Below are 26,409 nucleotides of genomic sequence, written 5' to 3' on the forward strand. Positions count from 1 at the left end.
ACCGCTAGTGCACTGCGTCAGAAGTTTTGAGCCACCCTGTGGCGTTATCCCACGCTTTCAGCGTTCGCACATTTGCCGTCTGAAACCCAGGGTGGCGCCGCCGTCTCGCTAGCGCTCGCCGCGGCTGACCCTGGGCTGACGCATCGCTCGCCTTCAGCGAGCCCGGACTTGACTTCTAACACAGTCGCTGGGCTGGCGAATCTGTCCTTTTCAGACAAAAAACGGCGGCCCTGGCTCAGAACTTATGACCGGCAGCACTAGGGCCGCTAGGTGGCCAGCAAGTTCACACGCGAATCAAGTTTCAGCGACCGCGGTGAAGACTTGATTGCTCTCGGCTGTATGAGGCTTCTCGCTATCCTCTCTATTGCTGGGGAGAGAGCAATCTCAGGTACCAGGCCAAGAGCTGCGGGCCCCACAGCGCCGCCAGTATGGCGCCCGCCGCCAGGAAGGTGCCGAAAGGCAGTTCGTAGCGCTGGCCCTTGCCCCTGACGTAGATGTAGAGCGATCCGATAATGGCCCCCAGCAACGATCCCAGGAAAATGGTCATCCAGGCATAGCGCCAGCCCAGGAAGGCCCCCACCATGGCCATCATCTTGATGTCTCCCATTCCCATGCCTTCGATCTTGCGCAGCAGTTGATAAAGCCCGGCCACCAGCCACAGGACGCCGCCGCCCAGAAGTACGCCGACGGCGGAGTGCAGGTAGGCGGTCAAGAGGCTGTCGGGGGGCGGCAGGAAGGGATCGCCGGCGAAGTAGATATCAGCTTGAAGGGGAGCCAGCAGGAAGCCGAAGAGCGCCCCTCCCAAGGTGAATATGTTGGGCAAAAGCCGGTCGAAGAGATCGATGAAGGTGAGGGCCAGCAGCAGCGAGAAAAGCACCAGCGCCAGATAGAAAGGCGGATCAAGATCGAACTTGAGGTAGGCCGCATAAAAGAGCGCAGCGGTTAGAATTTCGACCAGCGGATAGACCACGCTGATAGGCTCCTTGCAGCGCGAGCAACGTCCCCGCAAGACCAGATATCCCACCACCGGAATGTTGTACCAGGGACGGATGCCGGCCCCGCACTTGGGACAGGCGGAAGACGGGAAGATAACAGAGCGGCCCTTGGGCACCCGGTAGATGCAGACATTGAGGAAGCTGCCCATGAGCAGGCCGAAGAGGATGACCAGAACATCGATAATCGCCATGACCGGGCGATTATAGCCAACGCGACGCGCACCGCGAAGTCGGGGCGCGGCTGAGGCCGTCCCCCCCCGGGGAGAGCTCTTGGGGAAACGGCCTCGGGGCAGCTATCGTTCTTCCACCGACCGGGCCAGGACGATGTCGGCGTTCTCAACCAGTGTGTAGGTGGCCTGGCGCAGCGCGATAATCGACTTGACGTAGTCGATCTTGGCCACCAACTCGGCTTGGATGGCTTCGGCCAAGTCGCGTTGAATGCGCAGTACTTCGAAGTTGGTCGAGAGGCCGGCCTCGAAACGCTTGTTCTCGCCGTCCAGTTGCTCTTCGGCCAACTCGCGGGCCACCCGGGCCGCCTCCAGACGTTTGCTCTGGATTTCGATCTGGCGGAAGGCTTTGCGAACTTCGACGCTGATCTGCTGCTGGGTCATGCGCCGCTGGCTGAGCAGCCGCCTTTCCTCGATCCTCTGGTTGGCCAGGTTAGCCTCGTTGGCGCGATTGCGCAGAGGGATGGTCACCGTGGTCGAGACGTTGTAGTTGGTGAAGTCGAACTTGAATGCGGAAGAGAGCGAATCGGTGAGATTGCCCTGAAAGGGGCTGTTTGGATTGGGTACGGTCTGGGTCTGGTCGGGAATGCCGTCCCCATCCAGGTCGACTCCCACACGGGCGAAAGCTTCTCCCGATTGGCCCACGGAGCCGTAGCTCAAGTTCAAATCCACCCGCGGCTTGCCCTCGCGCTTGTAAAAGTCGCGGTTGATGGCGACCTGCTCCAGGCGCTTTTCGTATTCCTTCAACTCGGGACGGCGTTGCAAGGCCATGCGGATAGCTTCGCGCAACTCCAGGTCCAGGTCTTCAACCTTGGGCCGGTCGGTAGGGATCACTCTCAGATCCCACAGCGAATCGTTGGGGTCAGGCGCCAGCAGGTTCTTGAGGTCGGCATCGGCGTTGACGATGGCCACTTCGGACTGGATGAAGCTCTGTTCCCGGCCCGCCACTTCCGAGCGCGCGCTGGTGATTTCGATGGGAGCTTCGATCCCGATCTCCACCCGCTTGCGGCTGTCCTGATAGCGGACCACGGCAAGATTCATGCTGCGCCGTTCGGCGTCATTGCTCTCGATGGCCTGCACCAGGTCCCAGTAGCGGTCCATGACGCGCCGCACCACGTCCGAAACCTTGAGCTCGAATTGCAGGTCGCTGAGTTCGATATCAAGATTCTGAAGCTTGAGCTGCCGCTTGGTCTCGGTGTTGATGAAGCCTCTCCACAAGGGCTGCGTGAACTGGACCTGGAAGCGGCTCTGAAAGCTGGGATTGAGGGTGCTGAAAGTGCTGTTGGTCTCGGAGCGGTTGTTGGCCAGGCTCAGGGTCAGGCTCCCTCCGTTGGGAACCCGCTGGCTGAAGGTGGAGTCCCAGGTGAAGCCGTCGAATGTCGAAACCGGGATTCCCTGCCCGGCGTCGAGAACGCTGGTGGAGGGGTTTTCGCGGGAATTGAAACCGACCTCGAAACTGATCTCGGGATCGTAGAATCCCTTGGTCCCGACCAACCGTACCCGGTTGATTTCTTCCTGGAAGTTCTCGATGCTGATTTCGAGGTTGTTGGCCAAGGCCCTGCTGATGGCATCGCGGACGCTCAACTCGACGAAATCGCCGGCCTCTTTGACTCGCTCCACATAGGACTGTTCCACCAACTGGAATTCGTCGCCGTCATCGTAGACAGGGATCTCTTCGTCTGCGGGTGCGGGAATTGGCTCCTGCTGCTGTTGCTGCTGGGGATCCTGAGCCGCCAGGACTCCCATCAGCAGAAGTAGGCAAAGCGCCGAAACAAGGCGTTTACGAAACTGCTGGTTCATGGATTGCTCTCCCATCGCTGATTTTACGGATCATCCGACTCGCGCATTCGGGCCACGTCAGGCCTTAGAGAAACCATACGCCAGGCGGAGCCTAAAGTTTCTTGTTTACCATTATGGACGCAGGGAGGCCTGATTTGGACGACCTCTTCCGAGCCCCCCTTTATTTTGAAGAAGTTGATGGACCTTTGCAGCCTGCGGTTCGAGGGCCCGATACAAAAAAAGGGCGCGACCCTCAGGCCGCGCCCAGCAACCGCGTGAATTCAGCAACCGGCAGCCCTCGGGCCACCGGCTGAAAACTCAGTTGTTGTTGTTGTTGTTCTCTTTTTCCTTGGTGTCCGAGCTGCGCTTGAGCGTCGGACGGTTGGTCTTCAAGGTGGGCTTCTCTTCTTCACTTCGATCGGTGTTGGTCTTGCGCTTGAGGGTGGGACGCTTGCTGCCGCCCTCATCCTGACCCGAACCCGGGGTGATGCGCTTGTTGTCCATGGCGATCAAGCGGGCCTTGACCTTCTCGAAATCCGAAGTATTGAGGATGTACTCGTCCTTCGGCGGCAGGAAGCTGATCTCTTCCTGCACCTTCTCGATGCGGCTGTCCACAGGAGGATGAGTGCGCCAGAAGCTGGCGAACTTGCCCGGCTTGTTCTTTTCGCGGGCCTGCAGCTTCTCGAAGAAGGTGATGAAGCCGTGGGGATCGTAACCGGTGTTCCACAGGTATTGAGTACCCAATTGATCGGCTTCAGCCTCGCTCTTGCGGGTGATGCCCAGCAGCGAAAGGTTGAGGCCCATGCCGAGGGCGCTGCGGATGCCGTACTGAGTCCAGTAGCCGCCCACAAAGAGAGCGGGAATGGCGGCGAACTGCAGCAACTGGCCCTTGGTCATGCGTTCGGTAGCATGACGGGCAGCCACGTGGGCGATCTCGTGGGCCATCACTCCGGCCAGCTCCGCTTCATTGTCGGACTCCAGAATGAGGCCCTTGTTGACGTAGAAGTAACCGCCCGGAAGAGCGAAGGCATTGACCTCGTCGGTGTCGACAACACGGATGACAAAAGGCACCTTGGCGTCCGAGTTGCGGACAATCTCCTGTCCCACCCGGTCCACATACTCGACCACCACCGGATCCTCCACCAGACGGGCCGTTTGCTCGAACTGCTGGGCGACCTGAGCGCCCAATTGCACCTCGCGCTCCAGCGAAACGAAATTCGGGAAGAGGCCGGCGATGCGGCCGTTGATATTGCGGTTGCCGATGTTCTCAACGTCCTTGTGCTTACGTCCCGCCAAGGCCAGACCCGGCGTCATAAGCGTGGCGATGAGAAAGACACCGATCCAACGTCTTGCTCTATCTGTGGTCATAACTTTGAAATCCCCCTCGCAGGACTTCTTGACGATGATTTGGTTGTCGGAAGCGGGCAGGCACCGCCGCTTCAGCCTCTTTACAGTATACAACAGCGTCGACATTCCTTCAGCAGGCATTCTTTAACCTGCCCAGCCGCTTCTCTATAATCGATGTGAGAAGGGGTGGAAAGTTTCAATATGCAAGTGCTTAGCGCAGAACAAATGGGCAGGGCCGACCGTCTCTGCAGCCAGCGTTACGGAATCCCCAGCCTGACCTTGATGGAGAATGCCGGTTTCAACCTCTACCAGGCCCTGCGGGACGAGTTTGACGACCTCGCTCAAAGACGGGTAGCCATCGTCTGCGGTCCCGGCAACAACGGGGGCGACGGATTGGTGCTGGCCCGGCAGCTTTCCCAACGCGACATTCCCGCCCAGGTCTTGTTGCTGGCCGCCTCCGGCAAGCTGAAAGGAGACGCGCGAACCAATTTTCAGATCCTCCACAAGGCCGGAGCCGACATCCTGGAGATCCCCGACCTGGATTCCTGGATGGAGCGGGGACGTTTGCTGGGGGACTGCGACATCGTGGTGGACGCCATCTTGGGTACCGGCATCAACCGGCCGGTAGAGGCCGACAGCTTTTTCGGCTGCGTGATTTCGGACATCAACACCTCGCAAGCCTATGTGCTGGCCGTCGACATTCCCTCGGGCATGCGTTCCGACCGTTTGAGCGGGGGCGACCTGACGGTGCGGGCCGACCTGACGGTAACCTTCGCCGCCCCCAAGATCGCACATCTCCTCAACCAGGACCTGGAGGCCATTGGCGATTTGCTCATCGCTCCCATCGGCACTCCCGCCGCCCTCCTGGAGGAAGTCTGCGATCCGCCCACACTCATGATGACGCCGGAGATGGCCGCCTCCTGCCTGCCGCCCAGGCGGCAAGCGGGTCACAAGGGCGACTTCGGACGGCTGGCAGTGGTTGCCGGCAGCCTGGGCAAGGCGGGAGCCGCGGCTTTGACCTCGCGGGCGGCCCTGCGCTCGGGCGCCGGACTGGTGACCGCCTTGGTCCCTGATGCCGTACAGTCCCAGGTGGCTCAATTCAGCCCCGAAGTCATGACCGAGGGGTTGGCTTCTTCCTCCACCGGCACTTTCCAGGAGGACAACCTGGACGACTTGCTGCAATGGCTCTCCAAGAACGACGCCGTTGCGCTGGGTCCGGGACTGAGCGACCAACCCCAGGCTTTCGCTTTAGTCCGCGCCTTGGTGGAAAAGGCCGCACTCCCCATGGTCATCGACGCCGATGGCCTCAATGCTTTCGCCGAATGTCCCCAGCGCCTCAAGGGCAGCGACAAGCGTCCCCTGATCTTGACTCCCCATCCCGGCGAATTCGCCCGGCTCTTGGGCATAACCGTGAAGGAAGTGACGGAAGACCGTCTCGAACTCTCACGGCGTTTCGCCCAGGAGCACCAGCTTTGGCTGGTCATGAAGAGCTTTCGAACCTTGCTGGCCACTCCCGCGGGAGAGGTCTTCATCTGTCCCTTGGGGAACCCGGGCATGGCCACTGCGGGCATGGGCGACGTCCTGACCGGCGTCCTGGGAGCCTGCACCGCCATGAGGCCGTCCTTCGAGCCCGGAGACTTGACGGAAGCCGCCCTGACGGCCGTTTTCGTCCATTCTTTGGCCGGCGACCAGGCGGAACAGGAACAAGGAAGCGAGGCCTTGATGGCCGGCGACGTCATCGAACATCTTGGACAAGCCTTCAGCTACCTGCGCTCTCTCAAGTAATGTCCCGATACAGCACCCGCGACGAAGAGGAAACCCGCCGGCTGGGAACCCGCCTGGCCAAGAAACTGTCCAGGCCGGCCCTGGTGCTGCTGCGCGGGGAACTGGGCGCGGGCAAGACCGTGCTGGCCAAGGGATTGGCTCAAGGCTTCGGAGTGGAGGACGCATCGGTGGTGCATAGCCCCACCTTCTCGCTCATCAATCTCTATCCCTCCCCCGGCGGTCCCGTCTATCACGTCGATCTCTATCGTCTGGAATCGCAGCGCGAGCAGTACTCGACGGGATTGGACGAGGTTCTCTGCGAGGAGCAGGCGGCAGTGATTATCGAGTGGGCCGAAAAGCTGAGTCTTGCCGCCCGGCCGTCGCTCTCCATCGAGATCGTCAGCGGGGAAGACGAGACCCGGCTCATCCAGGTGGAGGAGTGCCGGTAACAGGCGGCTTTCTTCGACCGCTATCTTGGTCTGGGCCATCGCGAAGCCTTGCATAGCCTTGGCCAAGGAGGGCCGCGAGGATGCCCCTCCTACCCGGTCAAGCACCATTGGTGGAAGGTTGGGGGTTCTTGACAGCGGACAAACCGGCGGGACTCGTGGCATAGTGTTGGGCCATGACGACTATTCTGGTGCTGGCGGGAATTTTGGCAGTCCCCGTGGTCGTGGCGGCTCTGCTGGTCTGGGGGGTCCTGCTCATCCTGGGGCGGCGAAAAACTCTGTGGCGAGTCTTTAAGAGGGCCGGCATCACCTATGCGGTCTTGCTCCCTTTCTTTATCTGGGGCTTAACTCCGCTCGTCTTCGCCTATCTGCTCTCCCACGCCGGGACCCGTCCTCCCGATTTGCGCCTGGAGGAAACACCGCAGGAACTGGGCTGCAACTACGAGGACGTTACTTTTTCCAGCCGCGACGGAATCGACCTTAGCGGCTGGTACCTGCCCGGAGAGAAAGAACAGGCGGCCTTCTCGATCAGCCACGGGCTCTTCCGCAACCGCCACGAAGTGATGCGCAGGGCCTGCGACCTCAATCAGAAGGGTTACCCGGTGCTGCTCTTCGACTTCAGGGCACACGGCAGCCTTCAGGGGCGCAGCGGAGAGGGTGCCGTATCGCTGGGCTACCGCGAGCGGCAGGACGTACAAGGCGCCGTCGACTTCCTGCTGGAGCGGGGACACAAAGAGCTCGTCCTGATGGGCGTTTCGATGGGAGCCGTGGCCGTCATCGAGGGTGCTCCCGCCGTTTCGCAGCACCTCAAGGGCCTGGTCGTCGACAGTCCTTTTCAATCGCTGGACGAAACGGTCGGCCGACATGTGCGTCTCATCTTGGGGATTCCGGGCTTCCCCTTCGGCAACATCTTCGCTTTTGGACTGCGGTGGATGACCGAAACTCCGTCTGGAGAGCCTGACACGACCAAGGCTCTGGCTCAGCTTGACAAAATTCCGGTATTGCTGATCTACGGCGGCCAAGACCAGAGGATGCCGGAAGAGACCGCCCAAGCCGTGTTCGAGGCCGTTCCCGGCGAGCGGAAGCAACTGGTTTATTTCCCTGAGGCCGGCCACGGAAACGCCTACGACAACGACCCGCGACGCTACGTCGCCCTGGTCGAGTCATTTGTGCAAGACTTGGACCCTTCGCCGCGACCGAATCCGTCCGCCGGATCATCGAGAGCGCAATGAGAGAGGCGCGGGCGGCGCCAGAACCCCTTGCCGGCGGGTCTGTGACCGCATCGTTTGACCTTAGACGGAAAAGGTATTTACCCTGGAAGATCGGGAGACTCGACAAGCAAGCGACGTCGACCAGAGACGTCCAGAAACACGGCAGCCCCTGGTCTCCGGCGGCTGGCTGCCGAATAGAAGAGAAGAGGACTGCAATCGATGCCTTCACTCGTAATCGTAGAATCGCCCGCCAAGGCTAAAACCATCAGCCGCGTCCTGGGCGATGACTATGTGGTCGATGCCAGTTACGGACATTTGCGCGACCTTCCGGCCAATGCCGATGAGATACCGGCACGCTACAAGAAAGAGGACTGGTCGCGGCTGGGAGTCAATGTGGAAGAGGGGTTCGCGCCTCTCTACGTCATCCCCCAGGACAAGAAACGACACGTCAAGCGTCTCAAAGAGGCGCTGAAAAAGGCCGACGCCTTGCTGCTGGCCACCGATGAGGACCGCGAAGGCGAGAGCATCAGTTGGCACGCCGTCGAGGTGCTTAAACCGAAGGTCCCGGTGGGCCGCATAGCTTTCCACGAAGTCACTCCCGAGGCCATCCTGGCCTCGATGGATTCTCCCCGCGACATCGATGACGCCTTGGTCAAGGCCCAGGAGAGCCGCCGCATACTGGACCGGCTGTTCGGCTACATGCTCTCGCCGCTGTTGTGGAAGAAAGTCCGCCGCGGACTGTCGGCGGGCAGAGTGCAAAGCGTGGCCGTGCGCCTGGCCGTCATCCGCGAGCGTGAGCGGAGAGCGTTTCGAACTTCCCGTTACCTGGACGCCGAGGCTCACTTCAAAGAAGACGGCATCGGCTTCAGCGCCAAACTGAACCGGGTGGGCGAGCGGCGCGTGGCCAGCGGCAAAGATTTCGACTCCGACACCGGTCAACTCAAGGATGACTCAAGAGCCCTGTGGCTGTCCCAGGAAGAGCAAGTCGAGGACCTCATCTCCGCCATGGGCAAACCCTGGACCGTCGTCAAGGCCGAGCAGAAGCCTTTTACGCGGCGTCCGGCGCCACCCTTCACCACTTCCTCCATGCAGCAGGAAGCCAACCGCAAACTGGGCTTCAGCGCCGACCGCACCATGCGCATCGCCCAGCGCCTTTACGAAGGTGTCGACATCGGTTCCGACCGGGTTGGCTTGATCACCTACATGCGCACCGATTCGCTGACCCTGGCCAACCGCGCCCTGAGCGAAGCCCAGCGCGTTATCCACTCCAAGTACGGCAAGGAATACAGCAAAGGGCCACGCCGCTACCGCACCAAGAGCAAGGGAGCCCAGGAGGCTCACGAAGCCATTCGTCCCACCGAGCTGTCGCGGACTCCCGACTCGATGTCGAGATTCCTCAAGCGCGATGAAATGCGCCTTTACGAGTTGATCTGGAAGCGCATGCTGGCCAGCCAGATGGCGGACGCCGAGTTGACCCGCACCTCGGTTGAAATAGAAGCGCCCCTTTCCGACGGCCCTGGCGGCGCCGGCAGCGCCATCTTCAACGCCAGCGGACAAACCGTCCGTTTCCCCGGCTTCCTGAGAGCTTACGTGGAAGGATCGGACGACCCGGCCGCGGAACTGGCCGACCGCGAAGTCATGCTGCCGCCCCTTAAGGAAAAGCAGCGGATCACGCCCCTCAAGGTCGAGGCCAAGGACCACGAGACCCAGCCGCCGGCCCGCTACACCGAAGCCAGCCTCGTCAAAGAGCTGGAAGCCGAGGGCATCGGGCGCCCCTCCACCTATGCCAGCATCGTGCAGACCATCCAGGACCGCGGATACATCGTCAAGGCCGGCAACGCGCTGGTGCCCACCTTCATCGCCTTTGCCGTCACCCAACTGCTGGAGCGGCATTTCTCGGACTACGTCGACATCAAGTTCACCGCCCGCATGGAAACCGACCTGGACGACATCGCCTCAGGCGATCTGGATCCTCTCGATCCCTTGCAGCGCATCTACCACGGAAACGGTTTGCCGGGACTCAAGCCCAAGATTGCCAGCGAAGAAGGGCAGATCGAATATCCCGAAGTGGAAATCGGCCGTCATCCGGAATTGGGGCGGGTGGTGGTCAAGGTGGGCCGCTTCGGTCCCTACGTGCAGGGCGGCGAGGAGGACGACCGCATCATCGCTTCGCTGCCCGAGAACGTGGCGCCGGCCGACTTCGGCCTTGAGCAGGCGGTGGAGTTGCTCAAGAAGAAGGACAAGGGTCCCCGCGAGTTGGGCCGCGATCCGGAGACGGGAAAAACCGTCTACGCCGCCACCGGGCGCTACGGCGCTTACGTGCAGTTGGGGGAGACTCCCCAAGGCAAGGTCAAGAAGAAAGAGCGTCCCAAGCGGGCCTCGCTTCCCAAAGGAGTCTCCGAAGAGGAAGCCACCCTTGAAATCGCGCTCAAGTGGCTGTCGTTGCCCAGGGTCGTGGGCAAACATCCCCAGCGGGGCGAAGAGATCCTGGCCACCAGCGGACGCTACGGTCCCCACCTGCGCTGCGGCAAGGAAACGCGCTCCCTCGACTCCGACGAACAGATTTTCTCCATCACCCTGAAAGAGGCCGTGGCCAAACTCGCCGAGCCCAAGAGGAAAGGCCGCTCCCGCACCAAGAAAGTCCTCAGAGACTTGGGCGAAGACCCCGACAACAAGGGAAACAAGGTCCAAGTGCTGGACGGTCCCTACGGTCCTTACATCACCAACGGCGCCCTCAATGCCTCGGTCCCCAAGAACCTCAAGCCTGAAGAGATCGACAAAGAGAAGGCCCTGCAGCTCCTGGCCGACAAGGGCAAAGCCCCCAAACGCCGCCGCCGCAAAGCCAAGGCCAAGTCCAAGTAGCGCCGCTACTCCGTTTCCGAATGGCGGTTGATGAAAGAGGCCAGTCGACGCAGGCCTCCGCGCAGGCGCTCTTCGGGGACGGCGAAACAGAAGCGGATGCAAAAAGAAGCCCGGGCATGGGGCTTGAAGGTGAGCCGCCCGTGGCAGTCGCTGTCGGGAACCAGCGCGAAACCGCTGCCTGGAACGACCGCCACCCTCTCCTCCTCGAGAAGCCGGTCGGCGAAGGTGTCTCCGTCCATTCCGGTGGCCGAGACGTCCATGAAAAAGAACATGCCTCCATGAGGCGCGCGCACCCGCAATCCTTCAGCACGCAGGATTTCGAGGGCCAGTTGCAGGCGTCCGGCGAGCTGGCGGCGGCGCTCCCCGCTGTCGTCCTGGGAGAGCGCCGCCACCATTCCCCATTGCAGCGGCGTGGTCAGGCATCCCGTCAGCGGTTCGTTGACGGTGGCCAAAGAAAGCGCCACCTCGGGATTAGGAGCCACTGTCCAGCCCATGCGCAGTCCCGTCACGGCGAAACTCTTGGAGAAGCTGTAAACGGCCAGTACCCTGCGTTCTTCGGGGTCGGCCTGCAAGTCGATCTGCAGCGGCGAGAGGGTTTCTCCCTTAAAGACGAAGTCGACATAGGCCTCGTCCGAGATGATCCACAGGCCGCGCCGCCGGGCGAAGTCGTAAAGGCGGCGAATGGTATCGGCAGGGAAGACAGCTCCTGTGGGGTTGCTGGGCGAATTGATGAGGATGGCTTGCAGCCTCTCGTCGCGGATGTCTTCCAGCCGGCCGAGGATGGGCTGGAACTCGTCGTCCAGCGGATAAAAGAGTGGACGCACCCCGGTGAGGGCGGCCTGCTGCATGTAGTTGGGGAAGTAACACTGGGGGTAGAGCACCGACCGACCGGCATCGCACACCGAGAGTACCGCAGCATGCAAGGCCTGAGTGGCGCCTTGGCTGCACACGATGCGGGAATCGTCGACGTCCAGCCCGCGCCGCCGGAGATGGCGGGCGATGGCGCCCCGCAAGGGGGGAATGCCGAAGGTGGGGCTGTAATGAGTCTCCCCCTCCCGCAGGGCTTGGGTGACCGCATCGCCGATACGGGGAGGCATTTCGAAGTCGGGATCGCCGATATCCAGGCGATAGACTTCATGGCCTTGGGCTTCCAGGGCCTTGGCGGCGTTGAACAGGCGGCGGATGGAACTGCGCGGCAGATCGAGGGCGCGGTTGGAAAGAGATGGCGTCTTTATGCTCACGCTCCTATCCTATCCCAGCGCCCCAGCTTCAAGAAATCGGCTCGGCTCCACTATCCGGGAGAGGCTACATGCGACGCGAATAGCGCCGCCCAGGGTAGGACTCGATGTGCCCGTCCATCTCCAGCGAAAGCAGCAACTCGTTGAGACGGGAGGGCGAGAAGCCGGTGCTCTGTTGCAGCTTGTCGAAGTGAGAAGCCTTGTCCAGCGACAACTCCTCCAGCAGGCGCCCGGCCGAACTGTCGGGCGGGGGCGGCGGCAGGGGAGAAGGACTGGACCGGGCCCTGGCGTCGCCTTCTGATTGAGGCGCTTGCAGGCCTTCTCTCAGACCGCACAGGATCTCGGGGTGGAGCGACTCCAACACGTCTCCGTCTTCCAGAACGGGCACGGCGCCCTGGCGGATGAGGTCGTTGCTCCCCAGGCACTTGGAATCGGTGATATTGCCGGGCACCGCCCACACCTCGCGGTCCTGCTCCAGCGCCATGCGGGCGGTGATGAGGGAACCGGAGCGGCGGTCGGCCTGAGTGATGAGGACGCCCAGCGAAAGTCCGCTGATGATGCGGTTGCGGACGGGGAAGTTGGAGGGAGCGGGATGGGTGCCGCAAGGATACTCGGAGAGCAGGCAGCCGTGTCGGGCGATTTGCTCTTGAAGGGCGCGGTTTTCGCGAGGATAAGCGATGTCCAGCCCGTTTCCCAGCACGGCGATGGTGCGGCCCTCTGCCTGCAGGCAGCCCTGGTGGGCGCGGGCATCCACTCCCCGCGCCAGTCCGCTGACGATGGCCAGTCCGCTGCGCGCCAGCTCGCGGGCCATCCAGGTCGTGATCTGCAAGCCGTAAACCGAGGCCGAACGCGAGCCCACGATGGCCACAGCCGGATCGCCCAGGCACTTCACGTCGCCCTTGACGTAGAGCAGCAGGGGCGAGTCGTGGGTCTGGCGCAGCCGCGGCGGATAGTCGTCGTCATCGCGGCAGAGCAGCCGGATACCCAGCCGCCGGCAACGCGCCAGCATTTCCTCGGCCCTGGCCTGGGGGCATCCGCTGGCGATGTAGGCCCTGATTTCCGCGCTGAGTCCAAACTCCCGCAACTGACGCCGCTTCATGCGCAAAACGCGCCCCGGATCGGGCACCTGGCGCAGCATTCTGCCCAGCCGCCGTCGGCCCAGTCCGGGAACCAGCGTCAGCGCCAGCAGGTTGAAGGCTTGATCTTGCATCGCATTACCTATAACGTTGCTGGCGGCGCAATCTGCGAGATTTCCGGGGACTTTTTGTTGATGACTCTGCGCTTATCGCTGATCGATTTTCTCAACGCCATCCCGCTTCAGTGGGGATTCACCCAAGGCTCAGCCCGCGGGCGCTTCCGCCTGCTTTCAGACGTGCCTTCCCAGTGCGCCCGCCACTTGCGGGAAGGGGAAGCCGACGTAGGCCTGATTCCCGTCATCGAATACCAGCGCATTCCCGGCCTCACCGTCCTGCCGGGCATTTCCATCGCCTCCAAACGCGAGGTCAAGAGCGTCATCTTCGTCAGCAGCAAGCCCATGAACGAGGTGGGACGTATCGCCGTCGACACCTCATCGCGCACTTCGGTAGCGCTGCTGCGGGTGCTGCTCAACGAGTTCTACGGGAATCCACAGGCTGAATTCGTCCCCCGCAAGCCCGACCCCGAAGGCATGCTGCAGGAATTCGACGCGGCTTTGATCATCGGCAATCCGGCCCTGCGGGTCGATACCCGGCATCGTTTGGTCTACGACTTGGCCAACGAGTGGTTTCGCCACACCGGTCTGCCTTTTGTCTTCGCTTTCTGGGCCGTGCGCCGCGATGCCGCCTTGGGCGAGCAGGCCCGCTGCTTCTACGAGTCGCGCCGGCAAGGATTGCAGGAACTGCCGGAGATTTCCCGACTCTATGCCCGCAAGCTCGGCCTGAATCCTCAAGAGGTATTCCACTACTTGAGCTGCAACCTCGACTACTCGCTGGACGAAGACAATCTGAAGGGGCTTGAGACTTACTACGAGCTGGCCGCCAAGTGGAAGCTGATCGAACGACCCCGCCCCCTGCGCATGACCGCCATCCCTCAAGGCATAGAAACGGCGCCTCCGCGCGCCCTGGCGGACGAAGAACGATGAGCGTTGCCAGCGGACTGGAAGTGTTCCTGCGCCGCCCGCCGGCCTCAATGCGCGGGCAGAGAGTGGGATTGATCTGCAATCCAGCCAGCGTCGACCGCCAACTGCGCCATGCCGCCGACCTCCTTTGGGAATCGCCCCAGATCCGTCTCAGCGCTCTTTTCGGCCCTCAACACGGCGCCCGCGGCGAAACTCAGGACAACATGATCGAATGGGAGTCCTACCGGGACCCCGAGACCTCCCTGCCCGTATTCAGCCTTTACGGAGAGACCCGCAAGCCAACTCCGGAAATGCTCGATCAGGTGGACGCACTGATTTTCGACGTGCAGGACGTAGGCGCCCGCTACTACACCTTCATCTACACCATGGCGCTGGCCATGCAGGCTTGCGCCGAAAACGGCAAGCGCTTCGTCGTCCTCGACCGTCCCAACCCCGTGGGCGGACAGGCGGTGGAGGGGAACCTGGTACGACCGGAGTGCCGCAGTTTCGTGGGGCTTTATTCGCTGCCCGCCCGCCACGGAATGACGGTGGGCGAACTGGCGCGGCTTTTCAACCGCGAATACGCCTTGGGATGCCGGCTGGAGGTCGTCGAGATGGAGGGCTACCAGCGCTCCATGAGCTGGGGGCAAACCGGCTTGCCCTGGGTGATGCCTTCCCCCAACATGCCCACTCCCGACACGGCCTGGGTCTATCCCGGACTTTGCCTGCTTGAAGGCAGCAACGTCTCGGAGGGCCGGGGCACCACCCGTCCCTTCGAAATCAGCGGCGCCCCCTGGGTCAATCCCAAGCAACTGGCGAGCCGTCTGCAGGGCTTCGAGTTGCCGGGAGCGGCGCTGCGTCCTCTCTGGTTCATACCGACTTTTCACAAGTGGGCCGGAAAGATGGTGGGCGGCGTGCAGATTCACGTGCAGGACTGGCGAGCCTTTCGGCCCTTTCGCACCGGGCTGGCCCTGCTGCGCGCCTACCGCGAACTGGCGCCGGACGAGTTCGCCTGGAAGGAGCCGCCCTACGAGTACGAGTACGAGAAGCTGCCCATCGACATCCTGCTGGGCGATGCCGACTTGCGCCGCATGATCGAACAAGGCCGTCCGCTGGAAGAGATGGAGGCCTCCTTCGCCCAACCGCTGGAGCAGTTCAAGCGCATCCGCCACAAGTACCTCCTCTATCCCGACCAGCCCTCGCCAGGGGAAAGCCGGTGAGCACAATCGAAGGCATGGTGTTGGCTGCGGGATACGGACGCAGGCTGTTTCCTCTGACGGCTCTACGTGCCAAACCGTCTATTCCCTTCCTCAACCGCCCCCTCCTGCGCTACTCGCTGGACTTGCTGGAACAGAGCGGCATTTCGCTGATTCACGTCAACCTGCACCACCTGCCTGAGAGCGTGCGCGAAGCGGTGCGGACCAGCCGCATGGCCATCCGCTACTGGCCCGAGCAAGAAATCCTGGGCACGGCCGGCGGCATTGCCAACGCAGTCAAGCACAGTCAAGCCGATACCCTGGTGGTCAGCAACGGCAAGATCTACTTCGAACTCGACTTGACTCAGGCGCTGGACAGCCACTTCCGGCGTCGGGCCTGGGTCACCTTGGTGGTCGTTCCCTTCAGAGAGGGAGGGTACAATCCCGTCTACCTGGACGAGGAGGGCCGGGTGACAGGCTTCGGTCGTCCCGCTCCGGACAAGGGGAAGCAGCATCCGTACGTCTTCAGCGGCGTTCAGATTCTGGATCGCAAGTACGTCGAGAACATCCCCGAGGGGTTCTCGGACACGGTCAAGGACATACTGCCTGGCCTCATCGAGAGCGGACGCCCCATCTACGGGCACGTAAGCCGGGATTACTGGTGCGAGTGCAGCCTGCCGCAGCGCTACCTGCGCCGCTCCCTGGAGGTGTTGGGCCGCCGCGGGCTGGACACCCTGGGGCCGATGGGAGAGGCGGCTCGAGCTCGAGCCGTGGTGGCGGCCTCCGATGCCCGCATCGGTTCCGGCTGCCTGCTTCAGGAATGCATCCTCTGGTCCGATGTGCAGGTGGGACGCGGCTGCAACCTGGAGCGCGTGGTGGCGGCTTGCGGAGTCCGCTTGGCGGCGGGCAGCCGCTTGAGCGACGTCATCGTGACGCCTCGGCTGGAGGAACTGCCGCCCGGCCGTCGACCGCTCCAGGAAGTAGACGGAAACATGATATGGCCCTTGGAAACATGAAACCGCGATCCGATTCTGACTTCCCGCCCATTCAGCAGCGGCTGATGGCCTTCGTACGCGACCGCTTCGGATCGCGCGGCGACCAATACTCGATCAGCAAGCTGGTGGGAGACGCTTCCTCCCGCCAGTACTACCGCCTGGTGCGGGAAAACGGCGAGAGCTTCATCCTGGCCGCCTACCCCGAACCCTTCAACGCGCGGGAATTCCCCTATAAGCAGGTCTATGATCTGCTCACCGAGATCGGCCTTCCGGTTCCCCGCATGCTGGCGCTGGACGGCGAGCATGGCATCGTCTTGCAGCAAGACCTGGGCGACGAAACCCTGAAAAAGCGCCTCGTCAAGGCCTCGCCTCAAGAGCGCCAGGCCTATTTCCGTCGCGCCATCGATCATATGGTCACACTTCAGGAGGAAGGCACGCGGGCATTGCGCCCCCACTGGACCGCCTATCACCTGGCCTTTGACGAGGAGAAACTGCGCTGGGAGCTGCGTTTCTTCAAGCGCTACTACGTGGACCACTACCGCAAGCTCTCGCTGACCCAAGGCGTAGCCCTGGAAGAGGAATTCGACGATCTGGCCCAGGAGCTCTCCCGCCGGCCCCTGCGCCTTTGCCACCGCGACTATCACGTCCGCAACCTCATGCTGCATGAAGACCGGCTCTTCCTCATCGATTTTCAGGACGCACGTCGCGGGCCGTTGACCTACGACCTGGTCTCATTGCTGAAGGACTCCATCGATCTCCCCCAGACGGAACTCTCCAGTCTGGTCTCCTATTACCGCAGCCGCTCGCCCCAACCGGTTCCAGAGGAAGACTTCCTGCGCGAGTTCGAGCTGATGTCGGTTCAGCGCCTGCTCAAGGCGCTGGGGACCTACGCCTACCAGATCGTCGTGCGGGAAAACTTCATCTACGAACAATACGTCCGCGGCAGCCTGCAACGGGCCCTGCGCTCGGTCCAGGCGCTGGACTCCTTTCCGCGCATCCGCGATCTGCTGAGAAGCGAGTTGGACTGAAGCCCCTGGCAGGGTCCCGATGTTCGGTTCAAGGTGCTGGTCGTGATACCATCTTGCACTCGAAAGCAGGAGCCGACACCTATGGAAACCCGTATCCTCGATGGAAAAGAAATCGGCCGCCGCATCCGCGAAGAAGTGGGCCGGGAAATCGAAGAAAAGAAGCTCTCACCCGGTCTGACAGTGGTCCTTGTGGGTGACGATCCGGCTTCCAAGGTCTACGTCAAAAGCAAGACCAAGGCCTGCCAGGAACTGGGCATCCGCGGAGAGCGCGTGCTCCTTGATGAATCCATCAGCACGGCCCAACTGCTGCAGGTCATCAACCGGCTCAACCTGGACGATCAAGTCGACGGGATTCTGGTACAACTCCCGCTGCCCAGGCACATCGACAAGAAGCTGGTGCTGGAGGCGGTTGATCCCTCCAAAGACGTCGACGGGTTTCACCCCGTCAACGTGGGGCGCCTGTGCACCGGCGATTTCACCCTGGCTCCCTGCACGCCCATGGGCATCATGGAGATGCTTCGCATGGAGAAGATCGCCGTCAAAGGCGCCCACGCCGTCATCGTGGGACGCAGCGATATCGTGGGCAAACCCATGGCCATGTTGTTGCTCCACAGCCATGCCACCATCACCATCTGCCATTCGCGGACCCGCGATTTGGCCCAGGTTTGCCGCCGAGCCGATATCCTGGTGGCGGCGGTGGGACGCACCGCGCTGGTGGGGCGCGACTTCATCAAAGAGGGAGCCACCGTGATCGATGTCGGAATGAACCGCATCGAAGACCGGGAAGAAGCCATGCAACTGTTCGGAGAGGACTCCGAGCGCTTCAAGCGCTTCCAGGACAAGGGCTATGCCCTGGTGGGGGACGTCCACCCGCGGGAGCCGTTGGGGCGGGCCGGAGCCTTGACTCCCGTACCCGGCGGAGTGGGGCCTCTGACCATCGCCCACCTGGTCAAGAATACCTTGCTGGCTCATGAGGCCCGCCATTGTTAGGCCGGAGCACCCATTTAGGGAGAGGACTTATGCGCAGAACATTGATCGCTCTCATCGCCCTCTTCTCGATGACCTGCCTGATGCAGGCTATCAACCTGAGGCAGGTCGATGAGGTGAAGGTCCGCAAAGCACCGCTTTACGCGGCCCTGCACACGGCTTCGGGAATCATCTACGTGGTTTGCTTCGCCAGCGACGAAGTGGTGGTTATCGATGAATCAAGCCGACAAATTCGGGCTGACTTCTACGGCGGATACGAACCCATCGGCGTAGCCGTCACCCCCTCGGGGGACAAGCTCTTCGTGACCAACCGCAGAGGACTGGTCAAAGTCATCGACGCCGAGACCCGACAGATCATCGACGACATCAAGGTGGGCGGACGGCCCAGCAACATCACCATCTCTCCCGGCGGACTGGAAGCCTTCGTCACCAACTACGGACGCGGGAAAATCGGGCGCATCGATTTCATCGACACCGCCACCCACCGCATCGTGGCCAGCAAGGACATCGGGGTTACGCCCATGGCCTCCGCCGTCTCTCCCCTGGGCGACCGCCTTTTCGTAGTTTGCGCCGGATCGAACGATGTCTGGGTGCTGGGCACCAATACCCGCGAAGTCATCAAGCAGATCCCCGTCGGACTCAAGCCCAACGGCTTGGCCTTCTCTAAAGATGGGACCACCCTCTACGTCTCCAACGCCGACACCAACGACCTTTCCGTGATCGACGTCCTCGACCTCAAAGAGACCCGGCGCGTCCCGGTGGGCGAGAAACCCTTCTCCATGACGGTCGATTCCAAGGGACGCCTCTTCGTGGTGGAGACGGGCCAGCGAATGCTCAGCGTCTACTCGCCCCAACTGCAGAAACTGGCTTCGGTCAAAGCCGGCAAAAAGCCCATCGACGTGCAGCTTTCCAGCGACGAGCAGTTCGCTTACGTCACCGACGAGCGCGACAACAAGCTGCGCGTCTTCAAGATCGACTGAGATGACATGATCCGGGAGTTTCTAGGCGTCAGCCCCCGCTTTGACGAGAGCAACTTCATCGCCCCCTCGGCCGAAGTCATCGGTGACGTGGCACTGGGACGCGGCGCCAGCGTCTGGTTCAACGCAACCCTGCGCGGCGACGTCAACTGGATCCGAATCGGAGAAGCCAGCAACGTACAGGACAACGCCGTGGTTCACGTCACCAACGGCCGCGCCCCGACTCTCATCGGCAAGGGCGTCACCATCGGACACAGCGCCGTGATTCACGGCTGCACCATCGAAGACAATGTACTGGTGGGCATCGGCTCGGTCGTCCTCGATCACGCCGTCATCGGACGCGACAGCATCGTGGGAGCGCGGGCCTTGCTCACCTCGCGCGTCGAGATCCCTCCCCGCTCACTGGTGCTGGGAGCCCCGGCCCGCGTGGCCCGGCAGTTGAGCGATGATGAAGTCGAGGACATCCGCCGACACGCCCGCAACTACCAGCACTACAGCGCCATCTACCTGGGCCGCCAAAAGCCGGACGGCAATCCCTTCTACAAGCCCAGGGGTGATTAGCAACCAAGGAGGGCCCTAAATCTTTTCCTCGGCGAGGCCGATGCGTCCAAGTAGCAAGTCATGTGCGAAGAAGGGTTAAGGAAGGTTGTTTCGGGAGGCCAAAGCGGCGTCGACAGGGCCGCCTTGGACTGGGCGTCAGAGGCCGGATTGGAGTCGGGAGGGTGGTGTCCCCGGCGCCGTCAAGCCGAAGACGGAACCATCAGCCCCCGCTACCCGCTGCGGGAAACCCCCTCGCCCGACCCGGCCCAGCGCACCGAGTGGAACGTGCGGGACTCCGACGCCACCCTCCTCCTCACCTTGGGAGCGGCTCGTTCCAAGGGCACCGACTTGACCCTGGAAATGGCGCTCCTCTACGGCCGTCCCCACCTTTGCCAGGACTTGGACGACCACGCTGCCGCTGAAACGATCAGGGACTGGCTCAAGAGCAACCCAGTCCAGACGCTCAACGTGGCGGGACCACGTGAAAGCGAGGCCCCCGGCATCTATGTTCGGACCAGGGATCTCCTAAAAAGGCTGCGGAAAGGAGGGCAAGTATGATTTTATCTAGAACTTTTTCCTTTGCGAGGCGTCGTTTAGGATAGAACAGAGGCTCGATGAACAGGTCCTCGTCAGAGGCCGATGATTCAATGACCCTCGAGAGCGAGTGAGATCATGGCCAAGGATGAAAGAGACAAAGCCCAGACTCAACTGGTTCCTGCTCGCAGGCGGAAGGCCCCGCCTCGCAAGTGGAATTTGACCGAACAGGACAAGAAGTTCTTGCGCAAGTGCAACGTTCGCCCTGAGTAGGGCATCCCTCTGGGCTGTCAAGGTTGGAGGCTGCAAGAACAGCCTTGGAGAGCCGAATCGAAGTGCACAAAACCGTCGGCATCCTGGGGGGCATGGGCCCCGAAGCGGGATGTTCCTTCTACCAAAGGTTGATCGAGCTCACTCCCGCCAGCATCGACCAAGATCATCTCAAGGTCATTCTCTACAGTCCCTGCCAAATCCCTGACCGCAGCAACTACCTGGCCGGAACCGGTCCTTCGCCCATTCCGGATCTGGTTAAGGCGGTGAGCGATCTCAGCCGCTGGGGCGCCCAAGTCATCGCCATTCCCTGCAACACCGCCCATTATTTCTTTGACGACATGCAGCGGGCCCTGCCGCCTGGGGTGCAACTGCTGCATATCGTAGAGGAGACGGCGCAAGGGATCCTGCAGGAGATGGGAAAGGGTGTACGGGTGGGACTGCTGGGGACCCGCTCCACCATCCGCCATGGACTCTACCAGGAACCGCTCAAACGTCGCGGGCTGGAGTTGATCTTGCCCGACGCCCACATGCAGGAAGACGTGCAAAAGAGCATCGATCTGCTCAAGGCCGGCCACGCCCATTTCGCAAAGGCGACCCGGCTCTTGCAGGAGGCCTTGGCCAACCTCGCCTCCCACGGTGCCCAGGCGGCCGTCTTCGGCTGCACCGAATTGGGGCTGGTGGAAGAGGACCTCAGCACCCGCTTGAAGCTGTTCGATTCCGTCGACCTGCTGGCTCGGGCCACCTTGCGCGCCGCCCGCCAGTCCTCGTCGCGCCGCCCCGCCCCAGCCGAGGCCTCCGCCTCTCATTCATGACGCCGGGTTTTCCATCTCGACAATGCGCAGCAGAATGAGGCTGATATTGTCGCGTCCGCCGGTGGCCTTGGCCTGAGCCAGCAGCCGCTCGGCGCACTCTTGCAGGTCGTCGCCCTCAAGTATCTCGGCGATTTCACGGTCTGACAATTCGTCGGTAAGCCCGTCGCTGCAGAGCAGAAACACGTCACCGGACTGCAACTCGATGGGAAAGACGTCGGGTTCGACCGTGGGCATCACCCCCAAGGAACGGTCCAGCAGGTTCTTGTGAGGATGGCGGCGCAGTTGATCCTTATCCAGCATGCCCTGTTGATAGAGGCGGTAGACGGGAGAATGGTCGACGCTGAGCTGTTGCAGGCCTTCGGAGGAGGACCAGCGGTAGATGCGGCTGTCGCCTACGTGAACGATCCAGCTTTGGGGAGTGTCCAGCAGCAGGGCGGTTATGGTGGTTCCCATGCCGCGGTACTGGGGGTTGCGGGCCTGTGTCTCGAAAATGCTGCGGTTGGCCCGCTCTACGGCTTGGCGAAGCAGGTCCAGCGGCTTTTTGGAATGATTGCTGGCGGCCTCGTTCAAGGCTTCCGAGGCCAACGAACTGGCCACTTCGCCGGCCGCATGCCCGCCCATGCCGTCGCATACCCCGAAGAGACCGTGTTGGGGTGAAATGACCAAACTGTCTTCGTTGTTTTTTCGCACCAACCCGGTGTCGCTGCGTTCAGCCGACTCGAACGCGATGCCGCCGTGATGGAGCACCTCCCTGGCCATCTTCCTTATCGCATCTCCTTCAGGGCAACGGCGCGGACTGGGATTCTACCTGGCCGTCGCCCATATGGTCGAGCCGCTGGAACATCTCCAAGTTGCAGCGGGCCAATCCCCACAGGAAGAGGATTAAGACCAACCAAGCCGCGGCCTTTTGCCAGCCGGTGTATGACAATCGCTCTCCGCAGTGAGGGCAGTAGGCCCGCTTCTCCAAAAGCGCATAGCGGCAATTGGGACAGCTTTCCAGCTCCACGGCCATGGTCTTCGAGTATCTCAGAAAACCTCTTTAGTGGCGAGTCTTGCGGGCGGCGGAATCGGGGCAGGCTCAAGACTCTTCCTCCCAAACTTTGACTCCGGAGCGGTCGATCTGAAAATCCATGAGACGCCCGCCGGCCTCCTCCAACGCAGCGGCCACCTGATCACGGCGGTCAGGCGGCGCTAAGACGATGAAGCATCCGCCTCCCCCGGCTCCGCAGATCTTGCCGGCCCAGGCTCCCGCTTCTTTGGCCCGCTCGAAAATCATCTCGACCCGGGGGGTGGAGACGCCCTGGGCCAGTTGCCGCCGGTGGTCCCACTCCTGTCGCAGACAGCGGCCCATCCGCGGCAAGTCTTCATCGACAAGCGCCTGTCGCAGCTCATGAGCCGTTTCCGCGATGCGCTTGAGCAGGGGCCGCATCTGTTGGCGCCGACCGATGCTGCGCTTGACAACGTCCCAATTGTTGGCGCCGGAGAACCGCGAGGCGCCGGAGTATCCCAGCAGCAGGCTCTGCGCCAGCCGGCGGCGAAAGGCCGCCGATAGTGTCAAGGCCTCGCGCCGCTCCTGCCCGATACTGAAGTGAAGAGCCGAGATATCGCCGAATGCTGCCGGGTAGTAGTCCTGCTTGCCGGTGGGGATGCCAATGGTCATGGCCTCGATGTCGGCTCCGCAATCGATGATTTGGCGTTTGCTCATGGGCAGGTTGTGGCGCTGCACCAGCAGGCTGCTGACGGCGATCAGCAGAGAGGAAGAGCCGCCCAGTCCCGAACCCGCCGGTACATTGGAACGGGTCGTCAGCGAGAATCCGCCCTTGGGACGGTAGAACCTCACGATATTGACCAGCAGCGGCAAAGCGTTATCCGATGCCAGCCTCTCCAACTCCTGCAGCGAATCGGCCTCGACCGTGCTCTCAAGGTCAAGCGAATGGAGGACAATTGCCTCATCGTCGCGCTCCTGCAGGACCGCTTCGGTGGTCAGGTCGATGGCGGCGTTGATGGTCAACCCGCCGCCTTGAAAGAGATAAAGGGGATGGATGTCCAGTGTGGCTCCCGCCAAATCGATGCGCGTAGGAGCCTGGGCGACGAGCTTCAAAGGGGCTTCTTCCTTGGGTGAAATGAACTCTTCAGAACAGCTTGACGGTGAAATCGTAGCGGTCCAGCACCTGGTGGACACGCCGCAAGGCCAGCGGGCTGTAGGGCTCGTCCTCAGATACGGGTTCTTGGTCAACGGCCTTGCGGATGAAGTCTGAGTTGGACTCCAGCAGCCGATTGGCCAGATCGACGTCAACCCAGTGAATGCCGGGCCTGCGCGGAGGACGCTGATTTCCGATGCGCATTCCCAGGCCCAGCAGCTTGACCAAGGCCGAGGCGCGGTTGTCTGCCTCGTAGACGCGGTCGAGGTACTGCACCATATGGGCTGCCAACCAGCCCTGGGATGCAAAATCCAATGTATAATAGTTCTCTTCGTGCAGGATGCGGAGAGAACCGCCTGTCGACTTCATTTGAAACATTTTACAGCAGGCGGAATCTATTAGTGACGCAGCCGGGCAAAAACCGGACAAAGAGGCCAGGAAATCATCCGCTCGGGAAGTGAAGCGGAAGCCGCGAGCGGTTGTGAACAGGACTTTTGGAGGGAATAGAAATATGAGTGGGGACGACTTAAAAGGAATTCAAGATCCCTTGTTCGCCAGGGTCAATCGCCCCGAACGCGGCGGCAAGAATAAAGCCCGCGCCAAGGGCGGCGATTCCGGGAACGGCCCTTCAAGCCCCAGCGGCGGCGGGGGCAACCACGGCGGGGGCTCCAACGCCACCAAGTATGTGCTCATTGCCGTGGCCGTAATCCTGCTCGGCGGCCTCGGATACTACATCTACTACTCTCAGCAGCAGCTCGATCTTCTGCACCAGAACCTGAGCACCAGTCAGCAGCAGTTGGCCGAGGTCAGCGAGGACTTGGTCCAGTCGAAGGAGACTATCGGAACTCTGCAGGAGGGGCTCTCGGAAAGCGAGAAAAAGATCCAGAGCCAGCGCCGCGAGTTGGGTCAAGCCAGATCCAAGGTCGACACCCTTGAGAAAAAGGCCGACGAGTTGACCAACGAGCAGCAGCAGCAACAACGCGATCTGCAGGCCATCAATCTTCAAAAGGCCGACAAGTCCGAAGTGGAGGAGCTGGAGAATCAGACCAGCGAAATCCGCAAGGACGTCGGCGATGCTCAAAACAAGATCGGCGAACTGCGCGAGGTCACCGGCCGCAACCGCGCCGACCTTGAGAACACCCGCGCCGACTTGACCCGCGTCTCTCAACGGGCCGAAGCCACCGCCGGCGACTTGAGCGCCTTCAAGGACACCTTCGCCCGCGACATCTACGACTTCGAGTTGGAGAAAAAGGGCGCGGTCATGAAGATCGTCGATGTGGCGCTGGATCTGAAGAATACCGATTTCGACGACCAGCACTACAAGATCGAGATTCAAGTCGACGGACGGCGGATCCAGAGAAAAGAGGTGCCCGTCAACGTGCCCATCGAGTTCTACGTCAAGGGCTACGACAAGCCTTATGAGCTGATCGTGACCAAGGTTGGACGCGGATTCGTGGTGGGCCAGTTGTCGGTGCCCAAGCAGCGCGACACCAGCGCTCAGGTATCCGGCTAGGTCCGATCGGCCGCGGCGCCAGCCGCCATTTTCCCAAGCCCGCCCGTTGCGGCGGGCTTTTTCGTGTCCGCAGGACGCTGACTAAAAGGGATTGTCGGGCAGGACGATGCCGCGCTCGAGGCCGCTTTGCTGGCGGTGCAGGTTGAAGAGCATCAGCCCGATGCCGGAGGCACCCTGCATGTAGCCGGTCTGAGCCTGCAACAGTTCGGGACGGACGCGGTGCTCAGCTTGCACCCAGCGGGCTTGACCGTCCTTCACAGTGGCTTTCTCCAACAGGGCGTCGGCCATGAGCCGGGCGAAGGAAAGATCTTCGGCGCGTCCGGCGGCCTGGTGGAGGTTGAGGAAGAACTGGGCCACTCCCGCCGCCCCGCAGCACTGGCTGACGTTGTTCCAGTAGCCGGGCGTCTGCTTCTCGGGAATCCCGCTTTCGCGAACGCCGCGGGCCAGGCGACGTACCCACTCCATCCATTCCGCCTCGCCGCTAACCTGGTGCAGAAGGTAGAAGAGCCGGGCCGTCCCCGCCGGGCCATGGCACCAACTGAGGTAAAAAAGTTCTTCGCCTTCCGGTTCGTGGTGAAAGATGAGGCAGGCCTCACCGTTGCCGAATGTCCTGGCTACGGCTTGCAGATAGCGGGCTCCTTCGATGGCCCCTTGAAGAAACTCCCTCTGTCCGGTGTCTTTGTAGAGCATGGCCAGGAAGTAGGCGATGCCCGCGGTACCGTGGGAGAAATTGGGCATGAGCCGCGGAAAATCCTCTCTCATGGCCCATTTCTGTCCGCCCTGGTCGGGCCTTGCCAACTCCAAAAGGCGCTCCCCGGCCTGGGCGGCCAGCCGGCGGGCCGAGGGCGATTGCAGTTCGCGGGCCGCATGGAGCAGGAAAAGCCCGGTGCCGGCGCTGCCGCTGATGATATCCGTCGAAGGTCCCCAATCAACGCCCTTGCCGACGTTGCGGGCCGACTCCTCCAGAAGCGACAAGACCAGGCGGGCGCCTTCCAGGTATTTCTCCTCGCCGCTGACGCGGTAGGTTTCCAGGAGAACGAATCCGACTCCGGAAATGCCCGTGTAGAGCCCGGCCTGCACATCCTGGGGGCGGCTTGGAAGCGTAGCCATCAGGTAGTCGGCGCCGCTCAAGGCGATCTCGCGCGATTCCCGCTCGCCCGTCAATTGATAGCGTTCCAGAAAGTAGAGCACCACCCCGCTGCTTCCCGAATAGAGGTTGGTGGCGCTGCGCTTGGGGTCGGCGGGATCGATCATCCACAAGCTGCCGTGCTCGCTGGCAATCCGATTCGCCTTGAGCCAATCTCCCGCCTGCAGAGCTGACTTCAAATAAGGCGAATCCTGGGCCGTCCCATGGAAGCCCGCGAGGAATGAGTGGAGGGTCAGGGAGAAAATGAGCGGCCAGGATGAGGCTCTAAACATCGGACAAGCTTAGCACCGCGGCCGACCCCG

The 26,409-nt window shown here is 61.9% G+C and carries 24 protein-coding genes; 14 read left to right on the plus strand and 10 right to left on the minus strand.

The features are described from left to right. Window positions 1-361: 361 nt before the first annotated feature. The 3 genes from VLU25_19110 to VLU25_19120 all read right to left on the minus strand — a co-directional run bounded on the left by VLU25_19110 (window position 362) and on the right by VLU25_19120 (window position 4,369). The gene (locus VLU25_19110) at window positions 362-1,186 is read right to left on the minus strand and encodes a prepilin peptidase (protein HSR70046.1); all 825 of its coding nucleotides are present in this window, start codon (window positions 1,184-1,186) and stop codon (window positions 362-364) included. Between the two features lie 102 nt (window positions 1,187-1,288). Continuing rightward, window positions 1,289-3,022, minus strand: coding sequence for a TolC family protein (locus tag VLU25_19115; protein ID HSR70047.1), 1,734 nt, complete (start codon window positions 3,020-3,022; stop codon window positions 1,289-1,291). 297 nt (window positions 3,023-3,319) lie between these two features. Continuing rightward, window positions 3,320-4,369 carry a M48 family metallopeptidase gene (locus tag VLU25_19120; protein ID HSR70048.1) on the minus strand — a complete coding sequence of 350 codons (1,050 nt, stop codon included), beginning with the start codon at window positions 4,367-4,369 and terminating at the stop codon, window positions 3,320-3,322. A 180-nt stretch (window positions 4,370-4,549) separates the two neighbouring features. Between VLU25_19120 and VLU25_19125 the strand changes: the two genes are divergently transcribed. The 4 genes from VLU25_19125 to topA all read left to right on the plus strand — a co-directional run bounded on the left by VLU25_19125 (window position 4,550) and on the right by topA (window position 10,631). After that, a complete protein-coding gene (locus tag VLU25_19125) occupies window positions 4,550-6,133 on the plus strand; it encodes an NAD(P)H-hydrate dehydratase (protein HSR70049.1) in 1,584 nt (527 codons plus the stop codon). Next, complete coding sequence (gene tsaE / locus VLU25_19130) at window positions 6,133-6,561, plus strand: tRNA (adenosine(37)-N6)-threonylcarbamoyltransferase complex ATPase subunit type 1 TsaE (GenBank protein HSR70050.1); 429 nt, start codon at window positions 6,133-6,135, stop codon at window positions 6,559-6,561. Before VLU25_19125 ends, tsaE begins: the two co-directional genes overlap by 1 nt. Window positions 6,562-6,734: 173 nt before the next feature. After that, window positions 6,735-7,790, plus strand: coding sequence for an alpha/beta fold hydrolase (locus VLU25_19135; GenBank protein HSR70051.1), 1,056 nt, complete (start codon window positions 6,735-6,737; stop codon window positions 7,788-7,790). Between the two features lie 198 nt (window positions 7,791-7,988). Further along, window positions 7,989-10,631, plus strand: a complete 2,643-nt coding sequence (gene topA / locus VLU25_19140) for a type I DNA topoisomerase (protein ID HSR70052.1) — start codon at window positions 7,989-7,991, stop codon at window positions 10,629-10,631. Between the two features lie 5 nt (window positions 10,632-10,636). Here the strand turns inward: topA and VLU25_19145 are convergent, their stop codons facing one another. Next, window positions 10,637-11,872 carry a pyridoxal phosphate-dependent aminotransferase gene (locus tag VLU25_19145; GenBank protein ID HSR70053.1) on the minus strand — a complete coding sequence of 412 codons (1,236 nt, stop codon included), beginning with the start codon at window positions 11,870-11,872 and terminating at the stop codon, window positions 10,637-10,639. A gap of 64 nt (window positions 11,873-11,936) precedes the next feature. Continuing rightward, complete coding sequence (gene dprA, locus VLU25_19150) at window positions 11,937-13,079, minus strand: DNA-processing protein DprA (protein ID HSR70054.1); 1,143 nt, start codon at window positions 13,077-13,079, stop codon at window positions 11,937-11,939. Window positions 13,080-13,139: 60 nt separating this feature from the next. Here dprA and VLU25_19155 point away from each other — a divergent pair, with 60 nt between their 5' ends. The 9 genes from VLU25_19155 (at window position 13,140) to VLU25_19195 (ending at window position 21,306) form a co-directional block, all read left to right on the plus strand. Further along, window positions 13,140-13,988 (plus strand): menaquinone biosynthesis protein, encoded by an 849-nt coding sequence (locus tag VLU25_19155; protein ID HSR70055.1) that lies wholly within the window; start codon window positions 13,140-13,142, stop codon window positions 13,986-13,988. Beyond that, on the plus strand, window positions 13,985-15,184 hold the full coding sequence (locus tag VLU25_19160; protein HSR70056.1) for a DUF1343 domain-containing protein: 1,200 nt from the start codon (window positions 13,985-13,987) through the stop codon (window positions 15,182-15,184). The genes VLU25_19155 and VLU25_19160 overlap by 4 nt, the downstream gene beginning before the upstream one ends. After that, window positions 15,181-16,176, plus strand: a complete 996-nt coding sequence (locus VLU25_19165) for an NDP-sugar synthase (GenBank protein HSR70057.1) — start codon at window positions 15,181-15,183, stop codon at window positions 16,174-16,176. The genes VLU25_19160 and VLU25_19165 overlap by 4 nt, the downstream gene beginning before the upstream one ends. Further along, entirely contained in the window at window positions 16,173-17,183 is a 1,011-nt protein-coding gene (locus VLU25_19170) for a phosphotransferase (protein HSR70058.1), read from the plus strand. Before VLU25_19165 ends, VLU25_19170 begins: the two co-directional genes overlap by 4 nt. An 81-nt stretch (window positions 17,184-17,264) precedes the next feature. Beyond that, the gene (locus VLU25_19175; GenBank protein ID HSR70059.1) at window positions 17,265-18,173 is read left to right on the plus strand and encodes a bifunctional 5,10-methylenetetrahydrofolate dehydrogenase/5,10-methenyltetrahydrofolate cyclohydrolase; all 909 of its coding nucleotides are present in this window, start codon (window positions 17,265-17,267) and stop codon (window positions 18,171-18,173) included. 29 nt (window positions 18,174-18,202) lie between these two features. Beyond that, window positions 18,203-19,150, plus strand: coding sequence for a YncE family protein (locus VLU25_19180; GenBank protein ID HSR70060.1), 948 nt, complete (start codon window positions 18,203-18,205; stop codon window positions 19,148-19,150). Between the two features lie 6 nt (window positions 19,151-19,156). Continuing rightward, window positions 19,157-19,708: a gamma carbonic anhydrase family protein gene (locus VLU25_19185; protein HSR70061.1), complete on the plus strand. Its 552-nt coding sequence runs from the start codon at window positions 19,157-19,159 to the stop codon at window positions 19,706-19,708. 60 nt (window positions 19,709-19,768) lie between these two features. Continuing rightward, entirely contained in the window at window positions 19,769-20,245 is a 477-nt protein-coding gene (locus VLU25_19190; protein HSR70062.1) for a putative molybdenum carrier protein, read from the plus strand. A gap of 293 nt (window positions 20,246-20,538) precedes the next feature. Further along, the gene (locus VLU25_19195) at window positions 20,539-21,306 is read left to right on the plus strand and encodes an amino acid racemase (protein HSR70063.1); all 768 of its coding nucleotides are present in this window, start codon (window positions 20,539-20,541) and stop codon (window positions 21,304-21,306) included. Here the strand turns inward: VLU25_19195 and VLU25_19200 are convergent. From VLU25_19200 to VLU25_19215, 4 genes are all read right to left on the minus strand, one after another. Then, the gene (locus VLU25_19200) at window positions 21,301-22,065 is read right to left on the minus strand and encodes a Stp1/IreP family PP2C-type Ser/Thr phosphatase (protein HSR70064.1); all 765 of its coding nucleotides are present in this window, start codon (window positions 22,063-22,065) and stop codon (window positions 21,301-21,303) included. The two genes, VLU25_19195 and VLU25_19200, sit on opposite strands and share 6 nt — an antisense overlap. 19 nt (window positions 22,066-22,084) lie before the next feature. Further along, window positions 22,085-22,318, minus strand: a complete 234-nt coding sequence (locus tag VLU25_19205) for a hypothetical protein (GenBank protein HSR70065.1) — start codon at window positions 22,316-22,318, stop codon at window positions 22,085-22,087. A 66-nt stretch (window positions 22,319-22,384) separates the two neighbouring features. Beyond that, window positions 22,385-23,407, minus strand: coding sequence for a galactokinase (locus VLU25_19210; protein HSR70066.1), 1,023 nt, complete (start codon window positions 23,405-23,407; stop codon window positions 22,385-22,387). 31 nt (window positions 23,408-23,438) lie between these two features. Next, window positions 23,439-23,816 (minus strand): hypothetical protein, encoded by a 378-nt coding sequence (locus VLU25_19215; protein ID HSR70067.1) that lies wholly within the window; start codon window positions 23,814-23,816, stop codon window positions 23,439-23,441. 142 nt (window positions 23,817-23,958) lie between these two features. Here VLU25_19215 and VLU25_19220 point away from each other — a divergent pair, with 142 nt between their 5' ends. Next, window positions 23,959-24,960 carry a hypothetical protein gene (locus tag VLU25_19220; GenBank protein ID HSR70068.1) on the plus strand — a complete coding sequence of 334 codons (1,002 nt, stop codon included), beginning with the start codon at window positions 23,959-23,961 and terminating at the stop codon, window positions 24,958-24,960. 81 nt (window positions 24,961-25,041) lie between these two features. Here VLU25_19220 and VLU25_19225 read toward each other — a convergent pair whose 3' ends face one another. After that, window positions 25,042-26,286 carry a lanthionine synthetase LanC family protein gene (locus VLU25_19225; GenBank protein ID HSR70069.1) on the minus strand — a complete coding sequence of 415 codons (1,245 nt, stop codon included), beginning with the start codon at window positions 26,284-26,286 and terminating at the stop codon, window positions 25,042-25,044. Window positions 26,287-26,409: the final 123 nt, after the last annotated feature.

This window comes from Acidobacteriota bacterium, assembly GCA_035471785.1.
Lineage (GTDB): Bacteria > Acidobacteriota > UBA6911 > RPQK01 > DATIPO01 > JANQFM01.